Annotated in this window: 15 protein-coding genes and 1 pseudogene; 8 read left to right on the forward strand and 8 right to left on the reverse strand. The window is 71.9% G+C overall.

Annotated features, from left to right (window positions below):
- Positions 1-11: 11 nt before the first annotated feature.
- Positions 12-752: a maltokinase N-terminal cap-like domain-containing protein gene (locus ACWGJ5_RS12145; protein WP_453309640.1), complete on the reverse strand. Its 741-nt coding sequence runs from the start codon at positions 750-752 to the stop codon at positions 12-14.
- 495 nt (positions 753-1247) lie between these two features.
- Positions 1248-2375, reverse strand: coding sequence for a hypothetical protein (locus tag ACWGJ5_RS12150; RefSeq protein WP_453309641.1), 1128 nt, complete (start codon positions 2373-2375; stop codon positions 1248-1250).
- Positions 2376-2869: 494 nt separating this feature from the next.
- Here ACWGJ5_RS12150 and ACWGJ5_RS12155 point away from each other — a divergent pair.
- Positions 2870-3777, forward strand: a pseudogene (locus tag ACWGJ5_RS12155) (SGNH/GDSL hydrolase family protein).
- A 300-nt stretch (positions 3778-4077) separates the two neighbouring features.
- Here ACWGJ5_RS12155 and pgm read toward each other — a convergent pair.
- On the reverse strand, positions 4078-5718 hold the full coding sequence (pgm, locus tag ACWGJ5_RS12160; protein ID WP_453309642.1) for a phosphoglucomutase (alpha-D-glucose-1,6-bisphosphate-dependent): 1641 nt from the start codon (positions 5716-5718) through the stop codon (positions 4078-4080).
- Positions 5719-5877: 159 nt separating this feature from the next.
- On the opposite strand from pgm, the gene ACWGJ5_RS12165 reads away from it, so the two are divergent.
- Positions 5878-6498 carry a DUF4328 domain-containing protein gene (locus tag ACWGJ5_RS12165; RefSeq protein WP_453309643.1) on the forward strand — a complete coding sequence of 207 codons (621 nt, stop codon included), beginning with the start codon at positions 5878-5880 and terminating at the stop codon, positions 6496-6498.
- Between the two features lie 10 nt (positions 6499-6508).
- On the opposite strand, the gene ACWGJ5_RS12170 is transcribed toward ACWGJ5_RS12165, so the two are convergent.
- Positions 6509-7351, reverse strand: coding sequence for a chitosanase (locus tag ACWGJ5_RS12170; protein WP_453309644.1), 843 nt, complete (start codon positions 7349-7351; stop codon positions 6509-6511).
- A 156-nt stretch (positions 7352-7507) separates the two neighbouring features.
- Entirely contained in the window at positions 7508-9052 is a 1545-nt protein-coding gene (locus tag ACWGJ5_RS12175; protein ID WP_453309645.1) for an MFS transporter, read from the reverse strand.
- Between the two features lie 178 nt (positions 9053-9230).
- Between ACWGJ5_RS12175 and mgrA the strand changes: the two genes are divergently transcribed.
- Entirely contained in the window at positions 9231-10274 is a 1044-nt protein-coding gene (gene mgrA, locus ACWGJ5_RS12180) for an L-glyceraldehyde 3-phosphate reductase (protein WP_453309646.1), read from the forward strand.
- Positions 10275-10434: 160 nt separating this feature from the next.
- Positions 10435-10617, forward strand: a complete 183-nt coding sequence (locus tag ACWGJ5_RS12185) for a hypothetical protein (protein WP_453309647.1) — start codon at positions 10435-10437, stop codon at positions 10615-10617.
- A gap of 176 nt (positions 10618-10793) precedes the next feature.
- Here the strand turns inward: ACWGJ5_RS12185 and ACWGJ5_RS12190 are convergent, their stop codons facing one another.
- The 3 genes from ACWGJ5_RS12190 to ACWGJ5_RS12200 form a co-directional block, all read right to left on the reverse strand.
- Positions 10794-11981 (reverse strand): ANTAR domain-containing protein, encoded by a 1188-nt coding sequence (locus ACWGJ5_RS12190; RefSeq protein WP_453309648.1) that lies wholly within the window; start codon positions 11979-11981, stop codon positions 10794-10796.
- 292 nt (positions 11982-12273) lie between these two features.
- Positions 12274-13926: an MFS transporter gene (locus ACWGJ5_RS12195; RefSeq protein WP_453309853.1), complete on the reverse strand. Its 1653-nt coding sequence runs from the start codon at positions 13924-13926 to the stop codon at positions 12274-12276.
- 134 nt (positions 13927-14060) lie between these two features.
- Positions 14061-14483 (reverse strand): MarR family winged helix-turn-helix transcriptional regulator, encoded by a 423-nt coding sequence (locus ACWGJ5_RS12200; protein WP_453309649.1) that lies wholly within the window; start codon positions 14481-14483, stop codon positions 14061-14063.
- Between the two features lie 157 nt (positions 14484-14640).
- Here ACWGJ5_RS12200 and ACWGJ5_RS12205 point away from each other — a divergent pair, with 157 nt between their 5' ends.
- The 4 genes from ACWGJ5_RS12205 to nrfD all read left to right on the forward strand — a co-directional run bounded on the left by ACWGJ5_RS12205 (position 14641) and on the right by nrfD (position 18856).
- Positions 14641-14814 carry a CsbD family protein gene (locus ACWGJ5_RS12205; RefSeq protein WP_453309650.1) on the forward strand — a complete coding sequence of 58 codons (174 nt, stop codon included), beginning with the start codon at positions 14641-14643 and terminating at the stop codon, positions 14812-14814.
- A gap of 293 nt (positions 14815-15107) precedes the next feature.
- The gene (locus ACWGJ5_RS12210; protein ID WP_453309651.1) at positions 15108-15554 is read left to right on the forward strand and encodes an ATP-binding protein; all 447 of its coding nucleotides are present in this window, start codon (positions 15108-15110) and stop codon (positions 15552-15554) included.
- A 1275-nt stretch (positions 15555-16829) separates the two neighbouring features.
- On the forward strand, positions 16830-17846 hold the full coding sequence (locus ACWGJ5_RS12215) for a 4Fe-4S dicluster domain-containing protein (RefSeq protein ID WP_453309854.1): 1017 nt from the start codon (positions 16830-16832) through the stop codon (positions 17844-17846).
- Entirely contained in the window at positions 17843-18856 is a 1014-nt protein-coding gene (nrfD, locus tag ACWGJ5_RS12220; protein WP_453309652.1) for an NrfD/PsrC family molybdoenzyme membrane anchor subunit, read from the forward strand. Before ACWGJ5_RS12215 ends, nrfD begins: the two co-directional genes overlap by 4 nt.
- Positions 18857-18997 lie beyond the last annotated feature (141 nt).

Consider the following 18997-nt stretch of genomic DNA (forward strand, 5'->3'; position numbering starts at 1 on the left):
TGAAATGCCGGTCAGGCGGTGCGCAGCGTCACGAAGACCGCCGTCAGCGGAGGGCCCTGCGGGTCCTGCCAGCCGCGCGCCACATGACCGATCGCACCCTCGGGGCGCAGCGGCGGGTTCTCGGGCACGGGGGCCAGGACCCGGTGGACGTGCAGGACCGTGCCGTGCGGCGCGGGGATGCGGGTGCCCTCCCGGTCGTCGGCCGGCTCGGGGGTGAAGTCGTCCAGGGTGAAGGCGGCGCCGGCGTAGGAGCGGACCACCTCGGGATCCGGGGCGCCGTCGACGCTCTGGGCGTGCGCCGGGGCCCTGCCCTCCATCAGCGACAGCAACTCGGCGACCAGCACCGGGTCGTGGCAGCCGTCATAGACCCAGCGCTTGCCGAGCACCCCGTGCTCCATCGTGCCGACGAGCGCGTGCTCCGCCCCCGCCAGCGGCGCGCCGCGGTAGGTCAACGGGACCAGGTAGGCGGTGGGTTGGGCGGCGGAGATGTCCGTGGCGGTGTTGGTGCCGGTGCCGGTGTTGGTGTCGGTGTCGGTGTCGGTGTCGGTGTCGGTGTCGGTGTCGGTGTCGGTGTCGGTGGCCACCATGAACTCGATGCCGACCTCGCCCTCCGGGTCCTCCAGCCGGAAACCGCCGGACTTGGTCAGCACCGGGGTGTCCGGGCCCCCGCGGTACCAGGGGCGGGAGGGCAGCCAGTCGGTGAGCAGCTCCAGCTTCGTGGGCTTGAGCGTGGTGTGGTGGATGATGGCCATACCGTCGATGCCCCTCCATCGTTCGGACGTGCTGACCACCGCAGCTTCTCACACCGTTCCCGCAGGTCATTCGCCTGTCCCGGTTCAAGCTGAAGGTTGACTCGGCCTGGCGGTCGGCCAGTTGACAGGCGAGACGGTGGTCATCAGGCCGAGGGTGTGGCCGTCGGTACGGGGCGTGGGCGGGTGCCGGCGGCGCGTGTTGCCGATGGCTTCGGGTCGCTCCTGGACACAGTGGTCGGAGTCGACGTACCCGGGGAGAACGGCGCCCATGGCGTGCGGGGCGGCCGTGAGAGCCGTCGGTTGAGGTCGATCGGAGGACCGACTCCCGCAGTGGCAGGCGGCCTTCCGCCTTCGATACCAAGAACGGCCGGCAGTTGTCCGTGCGAGCACATCATCGGTCCGCTCCGCCGGCACACCGCTGGGCCGCCCGCAGCGGGCGGCCCAGCGATCTCCTGTGGGTGTCCCGGATCCCCTCAGCTGTCCTTTGTCAGCTGCTCACTCGTCCCGCGAGTCGTGCTCGTGGTCCGACTTCTTGTGAGCATGATGCGGCTCCGACGGCTTCGACGGCCGAACGGGCTTCACCGGGTGCTCCGGATAGGTCGGCTTCACCGGGTGCTCGGGGTAGGTCGGCTTCACCGGGTGCACCGGCTTCTCCGGGAGGGTCGGCTTCACCGGCTGCACCGGCTTCTCCGGGAGGGTCGGCTTCACCGGCTGCACCGGCTTCTCCGGGTAGGTCGGTTTGACCGGCCGCTGCGGATACTCGGGCTTCACCGGCTGCACCGGCTTCTCCGGGGCGGTCGGTTTGACCGGCCGCTGCGGATACTCGGGCTTCACCGGCTGCACCGGCTTCTCCGGATAAACCGGCTTCACCGGCCGCTGCGGATACTCGGGCTTCACCGGGCGCTGCGGGTACTCAGGCCGTACCGGCTGCACCGGCTTCTCCGGATACGAAGGTTTCACCGGCCGCACGGGCTTCTCCGGGTAGACCGGCTTCTCCGGGTAGGTCGGTTTGACCGGCCGCTGCGGATACTCGGGCTTCACCGGGTAGACCGGCTTCACCGGATACTCAGGCTTCACCGGCCGTACTGGCTTCTCCGGGTAGACCGGCTTCACCGGATAGACAGGCTTCTCCGGCCGCTGCGGATACTCGGGCTTCACCGGGTGCACCGGCTTCTCCGGATAGACCGGCTTCACCGGATAGACAGGCTTCTCCGGCCGCTGCGGATACTCGGGCTTCACCGGATACTCAGGCTTCACCGGCCGTACCGGCTTCACCGGATAGACAGGCTTCTCCGGCCGCTGCGGATACTCGGGCTTCACCGGATACTCAGGCTTCACCGGATAGACAGGCTTCTCCGGCCGCTGCGGATACTCGGGCTTCACCGGGTGCACCGGCTTCTCCGGATAGACCGGCTTCACCGGATGGACCGGCCTCTCGGGATGTACCGGATACTCCGGTCTCTCGGGATGAAGCGGGTAGCCGAGCCCCTTCGGGTAGGGCGGTTGCGGGGTGGTGTGATCCTGCGCATAGGCGGCACACGGGATCGCCAGCGCGCCTGCGGTGAGCGCAGCGATGGTGGCTGCTGACGCCAGAACGGATCGCCTTCGCGGCGATGTCGTCATTCTCTCCACTCTCCTCGACTTGGGTCAGAGCTTGATGACGCCGGGTCAGTCCTGATGGGTCGTTAGTGGAATGATCTGGAAATCGGGGCCGTGAATAACGCTGATGCGACCAGAAGCCACCGGATGGTGTAGCGCACAGCACTCCGCAGTCGGCACCCCTGGGCAGTCACGCCCCGCCGCGTACGGCAGCCGCAATCACGACGAACATGCAGGTCGCGCACACGGCCTGTCGGCCAGACAACACGGAAGACTGACGCGTCATCAGTTTGGGAGCATGGCCGCCGCACCCAAAAGCGGAGCTGACGCGCCATCAGTCCCGCACACGCTCGACCAACGCATCGCCATTACGCCACTCGGCGACCAGGCGCCCGAACTCGTTGCTTCCCGCTTCTGGTCCGCAGGACCTACCGGACGGTATACAGACTCAATCGAACGCGCGAGGGCCGCTCTCCGGTGCCGGCACCGTGCGATGAGCGGGCTCAGGGGGAGGATCCATGGCGAACGGCACAGGTGCCACGGGCGGGGCGAGAGGCCGGCGGGGAACCGCCGTCGTAGGGGCGGCGCTGGGCGGTTGCGTCCTCGTCGCGGCCGCCACGGCACCGGCCTCCGCGCACTCCACGGGACACGGCCACGGCATCGGCTACGTCGCTCTGGGCGACTCCTACACCTCGGGGCCCGGAATCCCCCAGCAGGTGGACGCCAACTGCGCCCGCTCCGATCGGAATTACCCCTCGCTGGTGGCGGACGGGCGTCAGGTGAGCACCTTCAAGGACGTCAGCTGCGCCGGCGCGACGACGGCCGAGATGTGGCAGGCGCAGGGCACCAACGCGCCCCAGCTCGACGCCGTGCAACGGGACACGGACCTCGTGACGGTGCAGATCGGCGGCAACGACGTCGGCTTCGGCCCGATCATCAACACCTGCGCCCACCTGGCCGCCCAGGACCCGACGGGCAACCCCTGCGAACGCTCGTACGAGGCCTCCGGATACGACCAGCTGGCCCTCGCGATCGTAGAGGCCGCGCCGAAGGTCGACCGGGTGCTGCGGGCCGTGCACGCGAGGGCGCCGCACGCGCGCGTGGTCGTCGTCGGTTATCCGGACCTGCTGCCCGACGACGGCAGCGGCTGCTTCCCGCAGGTGCCGTTCGCGCAGAAGGACTTCCCCTACCTCCGGGACACCGAGAAGCGGCTGAACCTGATGCTGCGCCTGGTGGCCGGGCCGAGTACGTGGACACCTACGGTCCCACGGTCGGCCACGACATGTGCAAGGCGCCCGCGGACCGCTGGATCGAACCTCTCCAGCCGTCCGCACCCGCCGCCCCGGCGCACCCCAACGCCAAGGGAGAGCAGGCCATGGCGCAGGCGGTGCTGAACAGGCTGGACCAGGGGCGCGGCCACGGCTGATCCTGCCGGGCCGGACTGCCCGGCAGGGTGGCTCTCGGTGGCCGGGCCGAACACCATGCCCGGCCCGGTCTCCCGGCAGCGGCAGAACTCGTGGCAGGTTCGAACCCCGTGCCGCGCGGGGCAGGCCGCGGGCCCCGCCGGCTGCGGCGCACCGCCGGGGTCACGGCGGCGTACCGCACCGCCGTCGGCCGCACCTGCCGTCGGTCCCGGCCGCCCACCGGGCCCGTCTCGCCCGCCACAGGGGCCGCCGGCCGCCCGCAGGCCCCGTCCGGCCCGCCGCACAGGCAGCCCGCCCGTCCCTCATCCGCCGAGCGCCCCCAGCACCACCGCCTGGGCCTCCTCCTGCACCCGGGCGAGGTGGTCGGGGCCGAGGAAGGACTCGGCGTAGACCTTGTAGACGTCCTCGGTGCCCGAAGGGCGAGCCGCGAACCAGGCGTTCTCCGTGGTGACCTTGATACCGCCGATCGCGGCGCCGTTACCGGGCGCCTCGGTCAACACCGCCGTGACAGCCTCTCCGGCGAGCGTGTCGGCGGTTACCTGGGCCGGTGACAACTTGCCGAGCAGCGCCTTCTGTTCGCGGGTCGCCGGCGCGTCGATACGGGCGTAGGCGGGTTCGCCGAAGCGGGCCGTCAGGTCGGCGTAGTGCTCCGACGGGGTCCGGTCCGTGACGGCCGTGATCTCGGAGGCGAGCAGGGCCAGGATGATGCCGTCCTTGTCGGTGGTCCACACGGAGCCGTCGCGGCGCAGGAAGGAGGCGCCGGCGGACTCCTCGCCGCCGAACCCGATGGCACCGTCGACCAGTCCCTCCACGAACCACTTGAACCCGACCGGGACCTCGACCAGTTGGCGGCCGAGGTCGGCGGCGACCCGGTCGATCATCGTGGAGGAGACCAGCGTCTTGCCGATGCCGGCGCCGGCGGGCCACTGGTCGCGGTGGCGGTACAGGTAGGAGATGGCGACCGCGAGGTAGTGGTTGGGGTTCATCAGGCCCGCGTCCGGGGTGACGATGCCGTGCCGGTCGGCGTCGGCGTCATTGCCGGTGGCGATCCGGAACCGGTCGCGCTGCTCGATGAGGGAGGCCATCGCGTAGGGCGAGGAGCAGTCCATGCGGATCTGGCCGTCCCAGTCCAGCGTCATGAACCGCCACGTGGGGTCGGTGTGCGGGTTGACCACGGTGAGGTCGATGCCGTGCTGTTCGGCGATGCGTCCCCAGTAGGCGACGGAGGCTCCGCCGAGCGGGTCGGCGCCGATGCGCACGCCGGCCCCGCGGACGGTGTCCAGGTCCAGCACGCTCGGCAGATCGCCGACGTAGACGCCGAGGAAGTCGTACCGTCCTGTCGTCTCCGCGGCGAGCGCCCGCTCGTACGGCATCCGGCGTACGTCCTTCAGGCCGCCGGTGATGATCTCGTTGGCCCGGTCCTGGATCCAGGAGGTGGCGTCGGAGGCCGCCGGGCCGCCGCTCGGCGGGTTGTACTTGAAGCCGCCGTCGGCGGGCGGGTTGTGGGAGGGGGTGACGACCACGCCGTCGGCGAGACCGGAGGTGCGGCCCCGGTTGTGGGCGAGGATCGCGTGCGAGACGGCGGGGGTGGGCGTGTAGCCGTCGGTGTTGTCGATGAGCACACTGACGCCGTTGGCCGCGAACACCTCCAGCGCCGTGACCTTGGCGGGCTCGGACAGGGCGTGGGTGTCGGCGCCCAGGAACAGGGGGCCGTCCGTTCCCTGGGCCGTGCGGTACTCGCAGATGGCCTGGCTGGTGGCGGCGATGTGGTCCTCGTTGAAGGCGGTCGCCAGGGACGAGCCCCGGTGCCCGGAGGTGCCGAACGCCACCCGCTGTGCCGGGTCGGCGGGGTCCGGGTGCAGTGCGTAGTACGCCGTGACCAGCCGGGCCACGTCGACAAGGTCCTCGGGACCGGCCGGCCGGCCGGCTCGCTCGTGCGGCATGAGTCCGCTCCTCCGCGTCATCCGATCGTTCGCTCTCCGCCCATCTTTCCTCGTCAGGGCCCTGACACGCGAGTGGGCCCCGCCTTATGATCCGGTGCTTCGATCTTCGTGCCGCCCCGCCGCCCGCGCAGGGCGCCTTCCACAGACAGGTCTTCGAACGTGACCGGATCCGCCGCCCAGGCTCCTTGGTTCCTCGCTCGTTGCGCCCAGCTCGCCGTGCCCGCGGCGGCCGGTGTCGAGCTGGTCCGGGCGCTGAAGGTCCGCGCCCGTCTGCTGCATCCGTCGGCCACGACGGCCACCGACTCCGCCCGCGTGTCGATGATCCTGGTGTACGTGATGACGGCGGCAGCCCTGCTGTTCCTGCTGTGGTTCGCCCGCTGCCGGCGCAACGCCGAACTGCTCTCGCCCGGCCGGGTTCCCGGTTCCGTCACCTGGGCCGTCCTGGCCTGGCTGATACCGGTGTTCAACCTCTGGGTGCCTCGTGGGCTGGTGCAGGACGTCCACCGCGCGAGCGCGCCGGACGGCGCGGACGATGGCCGCGGGGACCTCCTCGTGAACGTGTGGTGGGCGGCCTGGGTCGGGCACGCGGCGCTGTCCCTGGCCGCCGTGAACCTGGGCTACGGCACCTCACTGCCCCTGCTGGTGGCGTCGGAGGCCCTCGACCTCCTGGCCGCCGTCCTGGCGATCGCCGTGATCCAGCGCATCACGGTGCGGCAGGCCGCCGGGCTCGGCGCGTGGCCTCAGGTGGCCACGCCCGTCGACCTGCCGCACGCCTCGTGACACCGGCGCGTCAGCCGATGTGGTAACTGTCCCCGTACACCTTCCAGTCGAGCGGGGTGTTGAGGTCGAGGTTGCCCTTGCGCAGGAAGACCCGCTGCTCGGTGTCGACCCGGGTGGTGTCGCTGTGCGCCTCCTCCTGCTTCATGGCCCACACCCGGGCGTCGAGGAAGGCGTCGAGGTACGTCGTCTCGTCGCCGCCCTGCGCCGGCGGCTTGGCGCTGCGCAGGGCGCGCTTGCGGATGTTGCGGAAGCTGGTCGGGTCGTCGCCGTCGCCGTGCATGACGATGGCGTCGTAGTAGCAGAACTGGCCGAGGGCGCGCAGGCCGTCGGTCTTGCCCTGGGCGACCGCGGGGTTGAAGTAGACGCGGTCGCGCTCGTCGTTCTGGCACTGCTGGAACACGGCGTCCTGGGCGGCCTTGCGCCAGTCCCTGGGGTAGTTGGGGTCGAGGCCGCTGTGGGAGTCGCTGCCGTTCACCTTGCGCAGGGCGGGCAGGTACTTGGCGAGTACGTTGCCGGGCTTGCGGTCGGCGTAGAGCTGGACCAGGTCGAGCATGTCGCCGGTGCCGGAACAGAAGCCGATGATGCCGGCGGTGTAGCCGCGGCCGTCGCCGATGTCCTCGATGTACTTGTACTGGGCCTTCCAGTCGAGCGAGGAGTTCTCCGCGCTCGACACCAGTTCCATGGCGATCTCCTTCTTCGCCGGGTCGTCGAGGCCCGACGCCGCCGCCGGGGCGGCGGTCGCGCGCTGGGACACGAGCAGGGCACCGGAGGCGACGGTGGCGCCGAGCAGGGCGACGACGGTCCGGCGGGATATGGGCGCGGGGGCTGCTGTCTCGCGGTCTGTGTTCACCACAGGGCTCCAAGCGGGAGTGGGGGGTGGGTCGTTGGTCCGTGCTGGTCCGTACCGGACACTGGTAGGAAAGTTTCCTATCAAACACGGCCGACCTTGGTAACCAGACTCGCGAGAAGTTCGTAGGATCGAACGAGGACTTTACCGGAGGGGCGCGCCTCAGGTGTGCCGGACGCCGTCCCGCTGCTGCACGTAGTTGTACAACTCCCGTGACACTGTGATCAGTTCACGCTGCTCCTCCCGCGAACCGACCATCGGCCGCGAACCCTTGAGCGGCACCTGGGCGGTCTCGGGCAGGAACTTCACCGTCAGCAGTCCGATGACCCCGGCCAGCATCAGGTAGTAGGCCGGCATCAGGTCGTCACCCGTGGCCGTGACCAGCGCGGCGGTCACCAGCGGGGTGGTGCCGCCGAACGCGGAGACGGCGACGTTGAAGCCGATGCCCATCGCGGCGTAGCGGACGGCGGTCGGGAACAGGGCGGGCAACGTGGCCGCGCTCGGTGCGGCGAGGCACGCCAGCAGAGTGGCGAGCAGCAGGACGCCGAGGATCGGCAGCCAGGTGCCGTGCGCCTTGATCAGCAGGAAGGCGGGCACCGCCAGTACGATCATCGCGGCGGCAGCGACGGCGTAGACCGGCCGTCGGCCGACGCGGTCACTGAGCCGGCCGAGGAAGGTGATCAGCACGACGATCCACAGCATGCCGATGAGCACCAGGACGTCGGCGGAACCGCTGGAGCGGTTCAGGACCTCGGTCTGATAGGTCGGCAGATAGCCGGTCACCATGTAGTTGGTGACGTTGTACAGCAGCACCAGCCCCATGCAGACGAGCAGCTCCCCCCAGTGGCTGCGGACGATGTCCTTGAACTCGCTGCGCGCCGATTCCTGCGCCAGGGCCTTCTCGTGTTCGTCCAGCTGCTGCTGGAAGGCCGGGGACTCCTCCAGCCTGAGCCGCATGTAGAGACCGATCACACCGAGCGGTCCGGCGATCAGGAACGGGATGCGCCAGCCCCAGGACAGCATCTGACCGTCGGTCAGGGCCAGGTTGAGCACGGTGACCAGGGCCGAGCCGAGGGCGTAGCCGACGAAGGTGCCGAAGTCCAGCCAGCTGGAGAGGTAACCGCGCCTGCGGTCCGGCGAGTACTCGGAGACGAAGGTGGTCGCGCCGCCGTACTCCCCGCCGGTGGAGAAGCCCTGCACCATGCGGGCCAGCAGGAGCAGCACGGGAGCGGCGATGCCGATCGTGCCGTAACCGGGGATGACACCGATGGCGAAGGTGCCGACCGCCATCATGATCATGGTGGTGGCGAGCACCTTCTGCCGGCCGATCCGGTCGCCGAGCGGTCCGAAGACCAGGCCGCCGAGCGGCCGGACGACGAAGGCGGCGGCGAAGGTCGCGAAGGAGGAGATGACCTGCGCGGCCGGGGAGGCGCCGGGGAAGAACACCTTGCCGATGGTGGCGGCGAGGTAGCTGTAGACGCCGAAGTCGAACCACTCCATGCAGTTCCCGAGCGCCGAGGCACCCACGGCACGCCGGAGCAGCTGCGGCTCGACGACCTCGACGTCGTCCCTGCCGAACGCCCGCCGGTTGCGGCGAAGCCTGCGGGTCAGCTCCTCGCCGACCTGGCGGGGCAGCCGTGCCACGGCCTGCGGCGTCCGCGGGCCGCCTCGGCTCTCCCGCCGACCCTGCGAACCGGCACCGCTCACGAGCGCCTCCTTCTGCCGCGTCACCGGTCACCGCCTGCCCCCCTGGCCGATTCAGAAACGGAACCGCTCAATCCCATCCGGTACGGCGGTTGGACTTGCGCCGCGCGCGGGCGCAGGGTGGACGAGCCCGTCCGTACACGGAGGGGCGACCCGAACAGCACCACCCGGAGAGGACCCGATGACCCACGTCGCGGACCCCGCACGCTACGACGGCACCATGCACTACCGGCGCACCGGCCGCTCGGGGCTGGACCTGCCCGTCCTGTCCCTGGGCTACTGGCACAACTTCGGCGACGACCGCCCCTTCGAGACCCAGCGCGAGATCGCCCTGCGCGCCTTCGACCTCGGGATCACGCACCACGACCTGGCCAACAACTACGGCCCGCCGTACGGCGCAGCCGAGCTGAACTTCGGGCAGCTGCTGAAGCGGGACCTCGCGCCGTACCGCGACGAGCTGGTGATCTCCACCAAGGCCGGCTGGGACATGTGGCCCGGCCCCTACGGGCAGGGCGGCGGCTCCCGGAAGTACGTGCTGGCCTCGCTGGACCAGTCACTGCGCCGCATGGGCGTGGACTACGTGGACATCTTCTACTCCCACCGGCTGGACGCGACCACGCCGCTGGAGGAGACGATGGGGGCGCTCGACACCGCCGTACGCCAGGGCAAGGCGCTGTACGTCGGCATCTCCTCCTACGACGCCGAGCGCACCCGGCAGGCGACGGCGATCCTGCGGGAGCTGGGTACGCCCCTGCTGATCCACCAGCCGTCGTACAGCATGCTCAACCGCTGGATCGAGACGGACGGCCTGCTGGACGTGGCCGAGGAGGAGGGCTTCGGGGTCATCGGCTTCACCGCCCTCGCCCAGGGCCTGCTGACCGGCCGCTACCTGGACGGCGTGCCGCAGGACTCGCGGGCTGCGCGCGGCACGTCCTTCGACGCCTCCTGGCTGACGGACGACATGCTGCGGCGGCTGCGCGCCCTGAACGACATCGCGGCGCGGCGCGGTCAGACGTTGGCACAGATGGCGCTGGCCTGGGCGCTGCGCGACGAGCGGGTGACGTCGCTCGTCATCGGGGCCTCGCGCACCGAGCAGCTGGAGCAGAACGTCGCCGCGCTGGAGAACCTCCGGTTCGACGCCGAGGAACTGGCCGAGATCGACAAGTACGCGACGGACGGCGGCGTGGACCTGTGGCGTGAGGCGCGGCTGGGCCAGTTGGGGTGACCCGGCCCGGGCGGTCCCGGGTTAAAGGTGGGCATTCGGTGACATCCATCACAGACACCGGGAATAAAGCGGACATAATGGGTGTCATACGGACAGCGTTGTCAGCGCGGACTACAGCGCCCTCAGGTTCAACCGCGACTTCCAAGGAGCCGCTCGTCCTATGGCATACGGAGCCCACCGCAGCACGCTCATGCCTCCCCGTCCCGACCTGAGCCTCGCCCACGACTGCGAGGTGTGCCTCGGCTGGGGCACCATCGTCACCCGCGACGGCGACCACGAACTGTGCCACATGTGCCAGGGCGTGCCCTCGGACGACGAGGGCATCGTCCGCGCCGACTCCTAGTCCCCCACTTCCTGCCCCACCCGGGCGAGCCCGGCGACCGCAGCGCCCTTGCGGCTACGGGGCCGTGGGGGCGCTTCGGGGCCCCGCGCCCGGTGAGACGCTCCTGCCGGCCGCGCCGTCCTCGTCGTACGGCAGGTCGCACGGCGGCGCCGCGAGCGCTGCCCCCGACAGACCGCTCAGCCGCCCCCGGCAGCCTGGAGGTGCAGGTGCTCCAGGGCGTCCTGCACCACGGTGCGCCAGTACCAGGACCGCCACATGGCCAGGCCGTGGGCCATGACGTCCAGATCGGCCTCCTGACCTGGGTGCAGCCACGCACCGGGGTCGACACGGTGCAGCGAGATCACTCCGGTGCAGTCGCCGGCGTCCGTGATCATCGGCACGCCGTGCAGCGCGCGGCTGCCCACGGCGAGCGCCGCCCAGCCCACCGGATGACCGGCCAGTTCCGGATTCGCGGCCACGTCCGTCACGGTCACCGGCCGGCCGGCGATCCGCGCCAGCGCACACACCGCGGGCGGTCCGGCCACCAGCGCGAGACAGTCGCGGTAGGCGGCGTCCAGCCCGTGATGAGCCTCGAGCACGAGCGCCTCGTCCTGCACCTTGTCGGTCAGATGGATCTCGGCCGCGTCGGCGTCCGCCAGCGTCACCGCCGCGTACAGGGCCGCCCTCAGCACCTGTCGTCGGTTCCGCGGGTCCACGGCGTCGGCCTGCGGCAGTCCGAGGTCGGGCGGCGGAGCGTGCCGGCGCCCGGGGAACCACTCCCGTTCCGTCGGCGGCGGCGGTGCGGCCACCACGGCCGAGGCCACCACCCGCAGCGGCACGTTGTGGTGCTGGGAGGCCGCACGCAGCAGGGCGAAGGCGTCAGCGGGTCCGGGCAGGGAGTAACGGGCGATGAGCATGCCCTGGGCGATGCCGATGATCCCGCTGGTACGGGCCTTTGCACGCAGGCCGAAGACCTCACCGGGGACGCCCTCGGCCGGGTAGGGCCAGGTCTGCGCGGTCCGGCTCGCCCGCCCACTGCTCACGGTGGCGAGCGCGCCCTCGAGACTCGGATACAGACGGATGCCCGGCAGGGGAGTCGTCGTGAGCAGCCGGTGCACCTGCGGGGTGGCCCCGGTGACCAGGACGGGGCCGGCGGCGCGGTGCCGGGTGTGGAGGTCGAGGGTGTGCACCGCCGTGCTGCTCACGTGTCGCACACCGGACATGTCCAGGACGAGCCGCAGGCCCCGCTCGTCGGCCCGCCGCAGCCGCAGGTCCAGCTCGCGTCCGAGCACTCCGGCGCCGTGGGCGTCGAGAGTCCCCGACAGTCGCAGCACCACCGCCTGCTCGGTCACCGGCTGCACGGTGACCGTGGCCTCTCCCGTCACAGAGCCTCACCCACCGATATCGGCTCGCAGCCCTTCGCCGCTTGCTGAGCGCTGACTCCTCCACCTTGTTCCCGCGCACGACGAAAAGGCAAGCAGCCCACCGACACGCTGATGCCTCGCCCCGGCCGGGTGCCGTGTCACGGTGGTGTGCGCCTGTGCCGTCGGCGCACACTGGAATGAAGACCGCGGCCCGTGGTCGGTGGTCCGGATTCCCTCGGTTCGGAACAGTGCTGGGGGAGCTTCGACGTACCCCCGGGCCTCCGCGGCGCCGGACGGGCATCCGCCGCGGCTTCTAGGGCGAGGTGCGCGTGGGCCGGGCCTGCGCCGTGTGGTCCGCCCCCGCCTGCGGGGTGTCGTCGTCGGCGCGCACGTGGCCGCCGCGCAGGGCGGAGGCGAGCGCCGAGACCAGGGCCATGCCCGCGGCGACGCCGAAGACGATGGTCAGGCCGTGGTGGAAGGGCCCGGAGACCAGCTCCGGGAAGAAGGTGTGGCCGGTCAGGGTGGCCCGCTGGGCGGCGGTCAACTGGTCCAGGGTGCCGCCGCCGAGCAGATGGCCGATCGGGTTGTCGCCGAGGAACGTGGCGAACAGGGTGCTGACGGGCGGCAGCGAGGCCGCCTGGTGCGCGGTCGCGGCGGGCACGCCGTGCGCCTGGAGTCCGCTGCCGAGCGTCTTCGGCAGGGTGCTCGCGAGGCCGGAGACCATCAGCGAGAAGAAGACGCCGATGGACAGGGCCGTGCCGGAGTTCTGGAAGGTGGAACGCATCCCGGAGGCCACGCCCCGGTCACGGGCCGGCACGCTGCCCATGATGGAGGAGGTGTTGGGCGAGGAGAACATGCCCTGGCCGAGGCCGTTGAGCAGCAGCAGCGTCGCGAAGCCGCCGTAGTCGAAGTCCACCGGGAGGGCCAGCAGGCCGAGGAAGGAACCGGCGACGACGATCAGTCCCGCGGTGGAGAACAGGCGGGCGCCGAAGCGGTCGGAGAGGTAGCCGGAGACCGGGCCGGCGACCAGGAAGCCGAGGGTGAGCGGCAGCATGAAGATGCCGGCCCACAGCGGGGTGTCCTCGAAGTCGTAGCCGTGCAGCGGCAGCCAGATGCCCTGCAGCCAGATGATCAGCATGAACTGCAGCCCGCCGCGGGCGATCGCGGTGAGCAGGGCGGCCAGGTTGCCGGCGGCGAACGCCCGCACCCGGAACAGCGACAGCCGGAACATGGGGTCGGCGACCCGCGTCTCGACGCGGGCGAACACCAGCAGCAGGAGCACGCCGCCGATCAGCCCCGCCAGCACCCAGGGGTTGGTCCAGCCCGTGGAGTGGCCGCCGTAGGGCTGGATGCCGTAGGTGATGCCCGCGAGCAGGACGCCCGCACCGGAGGCGAAGGTGAGGTTGCCGAGCCAGTCGATCCGGCCGCGTGCGCCGGCCGAGGTCTCGCGCAGGCTCAGGTACGACCAGACGGTGCCGGTGACGCTGACCGGGACGCTCACCCAGAACACCGCCCGCCAGTCGACCGCGGCCAGCAGGCCGCCGGCGAGCAGGCCGAGGAACTGCCCGGCGAGCGCGGTGATCTGGTTGATGCCGAGGGCCATGCCGCGCTGCCGGGCCGGGAAGGCGTCGGTGAGGATGGCGGCCGAGTTGGCGGTGAGCATGGAGCCGCCGAAGGCCTGCACGATCCGCCACAGGATCAGCCACAGCGCGCCCGGCCCGGCCTGGAACGGGTCGAGTGACAGGGCGACGGAGGCGCAGGCGAAGACCAGGAAGCCCAGGTTGTAGATGCGGACCCGGCCGAACATGTCGCCGAGCCGGCCGAGCACGACCACCAGGACGGCCGAGACCAGCAGATAGCCGAGGATCATCCACAGCAGGTAGCCGATGTTGCCGGCCGCGAGCGGGTCCAGGCCGATGCCGCGGAAGATCGCCGGCAGCGAGATGATCACGATGGAGGCGTCCATCGTGGCGATCAGGACACCGAGGGTGGTGTTGGACAGCGCGACCCACTTGTAGCCGGGACCCGGTGGCGTGTCCCTGAGGCGGGCCGAGCGGGCGAGGAGCCGGCCGCGTATGCCCGTGGCAGGCGTACGGCCGGTCACAGTCGTTCCGCCAGCCGGTCGAGCAGGGGCAGGACGTCGTACAGGGCCTGCCGCTCCTGCGCGGTCAGCTCGTCGAGAGCGTGGGCGAGCCGGGCCACGGACTCGGAGCGGCGCTGCTCCAGCATGGTCCGCCCGTCGTCCGTGATCGACACGATGGCGCGGCGGCCGTCGGCGGTGTCGGGGGTACGGCTCACCAGTCCGCGTTGTTCGAGTCCGGCGAGGGTGCTGGCCATGGCCTGCGGCCGGACGCGTTCGAGTTCGGCGAGCGAGCCGGGCGAGTCCGGACCGGTGCGGGCCAGCCGGGCCAGCACCGAGACGCCGGACAACGTCACGTCGCCGACCGCGTGCGCCTGGCGCAGTCGGCGGACGATCCGGCCCATGGCCAGCCGCAGTGAGGCGGCGAGTGCAACCGTGTCCACGGTTACTAACGATAGGTTTATCAGTCTGGACTGTTCAACCAAGCGTAAGTAATCAGGCTCTCGGCAGTGGGACGTCCACGATTTCCTGTTTGGGTGGCGGCATCACGGTTATCCGACTGTGGACCGGACCCCGCACGACGTTGGGATGTGACACCCGATGGCAGGCAACCAGAAGGCGAAGGCCAAGAAGGAGCAGGCCAAGGGCAGGGCCAAGGAGGCCATGGGCCGCGCCGTCGGCAACGAGCGCATGGAGGCCGAGGGCCGTGTGGAAGGCGCGCGCGGCGACGCCCGGCAGGCCAAGGAGAAGGGCAAGGACGTCTTCAAGCACTGAGCCGCCCGTCAAGCAAGGAGCCGCGTCCAGGCCCGGAGCCGACGCCGGATCGGCGGCTCCTCCGATCCCGAACGGGTCCGGGAGTTCAGCGGGCGCTGGGCTCCCGGGCCCGTTCCACCGTGCGCACGCCCCGTCCTTGGCCCGGCCTGCGACCTGGGGCTCGTGGGCAACCGGAGGATTCGCGGCGTACGTCCCCCCTTGATCGCCGGCCCAGCGGGTATCCGCGCAGAGGACGGGACGTTCCCGTATGCACAGGAAGGGCACCTGGCGCCGCACGAAGAGGGCAATGACGTATGGACATCCCGCCCGGGACGCACACAAGGACGCAGGCCCGCCCCGCGCTCCGGCGCTCCAGCCGCACCTGGGACGACGCCGTGGCCGGCATCGGCGACGCGAGAGACGCCGTCGCCGCGCTGCTCGCCGAGGTACGCCCCTCACCCCCAGGGCGCTCCGTGCAGGACGCCCGGCTCGTCGCCAGCGAGCTCGTCACGAACGTGGCCAAGCACGCCCCCGGCCCGTGCACCCTGAGCCTGGAAGTGCTGCCCGGCGCCGGCGCCCTGCGCATCACGGTGTCGGACACCTCGCCCGACCCGCCCCTGATGCGCCCTCCTGATCCCCGCCGGATCGGCGGGCACGGGCTGCACCTCGTCGCGATGCTCTCCCGCGCCCTCGAGGTGGCCTGGCTGCCCCACGGCAAACGGGTCACCGCCACCGTGCCGCTCACCGCCGAGCAGGAGTGAGCGTCCAGCCCTTCGCGGTCCACGGTGACGATCCGGCAGTCGCCGGCTCGGGGCAGGAGACCGGCGGCCGGGCCCTCCGCGCCCACGAGGAGCAGCGTGGCGCAGGGAAGGCCGTCGGGCAGGGGGCGCGGGCCAGGGCCGTGGTGGCGACACCGACGCCGAGGAGGCATGCGAGGCCAACGGCCTGCCAGGAAGCGGCGCGGCCGGCGTTGCCCACGGGCACGGCCGGTTTTCCGGCGCCGTCGAGCACCTCGGCCGCGCGCCGCACGTCGCCCTCGTCCGCCGTCGCCTCGAGGACATGGCGGGGTACGACGAGGCTCGCGACGCCGCAGTCGGTGGGCGCGGCCGGTGCGGCATGGTTCAGGGCGCCGCCGATCGGCTACGGCCCGGAGACCTCTTCGCAGAAGACGGAGACCTCCGCCATATGGAGCACGGTCCCTCCGCCGGTCCGCCCAGGGATGGCTTCCCCGCCCACGAAGCGAGCACCGGCGTCCGGTCCGCGGCCGCATCGTCGAGCCCCCCAGCAGCCGCAGCGCACCCGCGCCGGGTGGAGCGAGACAGCAGCCGAAGCGGCCGGTGAGCTTGGCGTCGGCGCACGCCATGAGGGCGGCGGACTCCGCCACACGCGCCTGGACGAACCACGGCGCCTCCGGCCCGCCGCCCAGGGCGCCGGCCGGCGGGTCGACCTCCGGTCCCCACACACCGTCCGCGGCGCCGGGTAGCCCCACCGGGTGGCCCCGGACCGGTCCGGCAAACGAGCCCGGCGGCCGTTTCGGGCGCGCAGGCCCCGGGCACCCGTGCCAGGCTCGAAAGGGAGCGCCGAGAGTGAGGGACCCAGCACGGGCGGAAGGCGAGCACGCGGTGGCGGTGTCCGAGGAGCGGCGGTCGGCCCCGGGCGAGGGCCGTGGCGGGCGCCTGGTGTCCGCGCTGGACCCTCGGCTGCCGGTCTCCGCGGCCGGCAAGGAGTTCCCGCGCAAGGCGTTCCCCGACCACTGGTCGTCCCTGCCGGAGGGTTTCTGCGGCTACTCACTCCCGCGGACGACCTGCTGTCGGGTACCGGTCTGCGCATTCGTGCTGCCGTTCCGGCCCTGTCACGCCACGGAACGGGCCTGCCCCGGTCTGCACGACGCCGACCGGCGGCGGCTGCTGGTCGGCGATACGACGGGGAGGTGCGGCGGAGCCGGCTGGTACTTGGAGATGCCGGCCACCGCCTGGCAGCAGCGCCTGGCGAGGTACCCGAGGGGGGCGAGAAGTCATGATCGAGGAGGTAGGGCGATGAGGGACGGCGACGAGGACCGCGGTCATCTGTGGTACGGCCCGCAGCCGGACGTGGCCGGGGACTCCGGCTACCCGGACGCCCCGCCGAGGATGGGCTTCTTCACCGACACCTCGGTGTGCATCGGCTGCAAGGCGTGCGAGGTGGCGTGCAAGGAGTGGAACGCCATCCCGGAGGACGGTCTCGTCTGGACCGGTATGTCGTACGACAACACCCAGGGCCTGGGCGCCGACACCTGGCGGCATGTGGCCTTCATCGAGCAGCGCAAGCCGTTCGGCGGGCAGGAACCCGGGGTCGCGCACGAGGACGTCGACGTGTTCGCCGCTGCGGCCCGCCTCGGCACCGACGCCTCCTCCCCCGGCCCGGGTGCCACCGCTCCCCCGCCCGGGCGGGCCCCCGAGGGCGCGCCCGCCGGGCAGATCTCCCCCCTCTCCCCGGACGGCCGCACCGAGCTGCGCTGGCTGATGTCCTCCGACGTGTGCAAGCACTGCACGCACGCCGCCTGTCTGGACGTGTGCCCCACCGGAGCGCTGTTCCGGACCGAGTTCGGCACGGTCGTCGTCCAGGAGGACGTCTGCAACGGCTGCGGCTACTGCGTGCCCGCCTGCCCCTACGGCGTCATCGACCAGCGCGAGGACGACGGCCGGGTGTGGAAGTGCACGCTGTGCTACGACCGGCTCGGTGTCGGCATGGAGCCCGCCTGCGCCAAGGCCTGCCCCACGGACTCCATCCAGTTCGGCCCGCTGGACGAGCTGCGGGAGCGGGCGCAGGCCCGGGTGGCGCAGCTGCACGCGGCCGGCGTGCCCGACGCGCGGTTGTACGGCGCGAGCCCGGAGGACGGGGTCGGCGGCGACGGCGCGTTCTTCCTGCTGCTCGACGAGCCGGAGGTCTACGGCCTCCCGCCCGACCCGGTGGTCACCACCCGGGACCTGCCCGCCATGTGGCGGCACGCGGCGCTGGCCGCCGGCTCGCTGCTGGTCCTGGCCCTGGGCAGCTTCGCGAGGAGGCCGCGATGAGCGAGTCGGAGGTCACCGGGGACGGCGTGCGGGGTGTACGGCCCGGCAGGCGGGCTCCGACGGGCGCCGGCAGGGGACGCCGGAGGCACCGGCGCGGGCGGGGCGAGCAGCCGATGGTTCCGGACGCCGCGTTCTCGTCGTACTACGGCAAACCCGTGCTGAAGAAGCCGACCTGGAAGCCGCTGGACATCGCCGGATACCTGTATCTCGGCGGGCTGGCCGGGGCGTCCTCGCTGCTCGCGGCCGGGGGCCAGGTCACCGCGCGGCCGGGGCTCGCGGCTCCCGCCAAGTTCGGGGCCGCCGGGGCCATCTCCCTGTCGCTGGCCGCGCTCGTCCACGACCTGGGCAGGCCCGCCCGGTTCCTGAACATGCTGCGCGTCCTCAAGCCCACGTCCCCCATGAGCGTGGGTTCGTGGCTGCTGGCGGGGTACGCGCCGCTGACGCTGACCGCCGCGGCGACGGAGGTGACAGGTCGGTACCGGCTGCTGGGCTCGGCCGCCACCGTGGCGTCCGCCGTCCTGGGCCCGGCCGTGGCCACCTACACGGCGGTGCTGCTCTCCGACACCGCGGTGCCGTCCTGGCACGAGGGCTACCGCGAGCTGCCGTTCGTCTTCGCGGGCTCCGCCGCCACCGCGGCCTCCGGCCTGGCCCTGGCCGCGGCCCCGCCCGCCCAGGCGGGGCCGGCCCGCCGGCTGGCCGTACTCGGGGCGGCCCTGGAACTGGGCGCGTTCCAGGCGATGAAGCGGCGCATGGGCCTGCCCGCTGAGCCCTTCGAACAGGGCAGGCCGCATCTGCTGCTGCGCGCGGCGGAGGCGCTGACGGCGGGCGGCGCGGCCCTCGCCCTGTGCTGCGGGCGGGACCGGCGCCTGGCGCTGGCGGCCGGAGCGGCGCTGCTCACCGGCTCGGCGGCCCTGCGCTTCGGTGTGTTCCACGCCGGGGTTGCCTCCGCGGAGGATCCGAAGTACACCGTCGTACCACAGCGGGAGCGGCTGGAGCGGCGCGGCCGCTGACGGTGTGGCCACCGGACGGGCAGTGTCGGCCGCGCCAGAGGTGCCGGTGGCGCGTGCGTCCACGGTGGTCGCGGCCTGCCGTGGGCACGGTGCGGTGTGTGTTCCGTGCCGCGTGGGGAACTTGGTCCGACCCGGGCGACG

This window comes from Streptomyces sp. NPDC054783, assembly GCF_053611725.1.

Coding starts and splice junctions, on each gene's coding strand:
- pgm (WP_453309642.1), bottom strand. CDS start 5,718: ATGCCGCACGAGCGAGCCGGCCGGCCGGCCGGTCCCGAGGACCTTGTC.
- ACWGJ5_RS12215 (WP_453309854.1), top strand. CDS start 16,830: ATGAGGGACGGCGACGAGGACCGCGGTCATCTGTGGTACGGCCCGCAG.
- nrfD (WP_453309652.1), top strand. CDS start 17,843: ATGAGCGAGTCGGAGGTCACCGGGGACGGCGTGCGGGGTGTACGGCCC.
- ACWGJ5_RS12150 (WP_453309641.1), bottom strand. CDS start 2,375: ATGACGACATCGCCGCGAAGGCGATCCGTTCTGGCGTCAGCAGCCACC.
- ACWGJ5_RS12210 (WP_453309651.1), top strand. CDS start 15,108: ATGGACATCCCGCCCGGGACGCACACAAGGACGCAGGCCCGCCCCGCG.
- ACWGJ5_RS12145 (WP_453309640.1), bottom strand. CDS start 752: ATGGCCATCATCCACCACACCACGCTCAAGCCCACGAAGCTGGAGCTG.
- ACWGJ5_RS12185 (WP_453309647.1), top strand. CDS start 10,435: ATGGCATACGGAGCCCACCGCAGCACGCTCATGCCTCCCCGTCCCGAC.
- mgrA (WP_453309646.1), top strand. CDS start 9,231: ATGACCCACGTCGCGGACCCCGCACGCTACGACGGCACCATGCACTAC.
- ACWGJ5_RS12205 (WP_453309650.1), top strand. CDS start 14,641: ATGGCAGGCAACCAGAAGGCGAAGGCCAAGAAGGAGCAGGCCAAGGGC.
- ACWGJ5_RS12195 (WP_453309853.1), bottom strand. CDS start 13,926: ATGGACGCCTCCATCGTGATCATCTCGCTGCCGGCGATCTTCCGCGGC.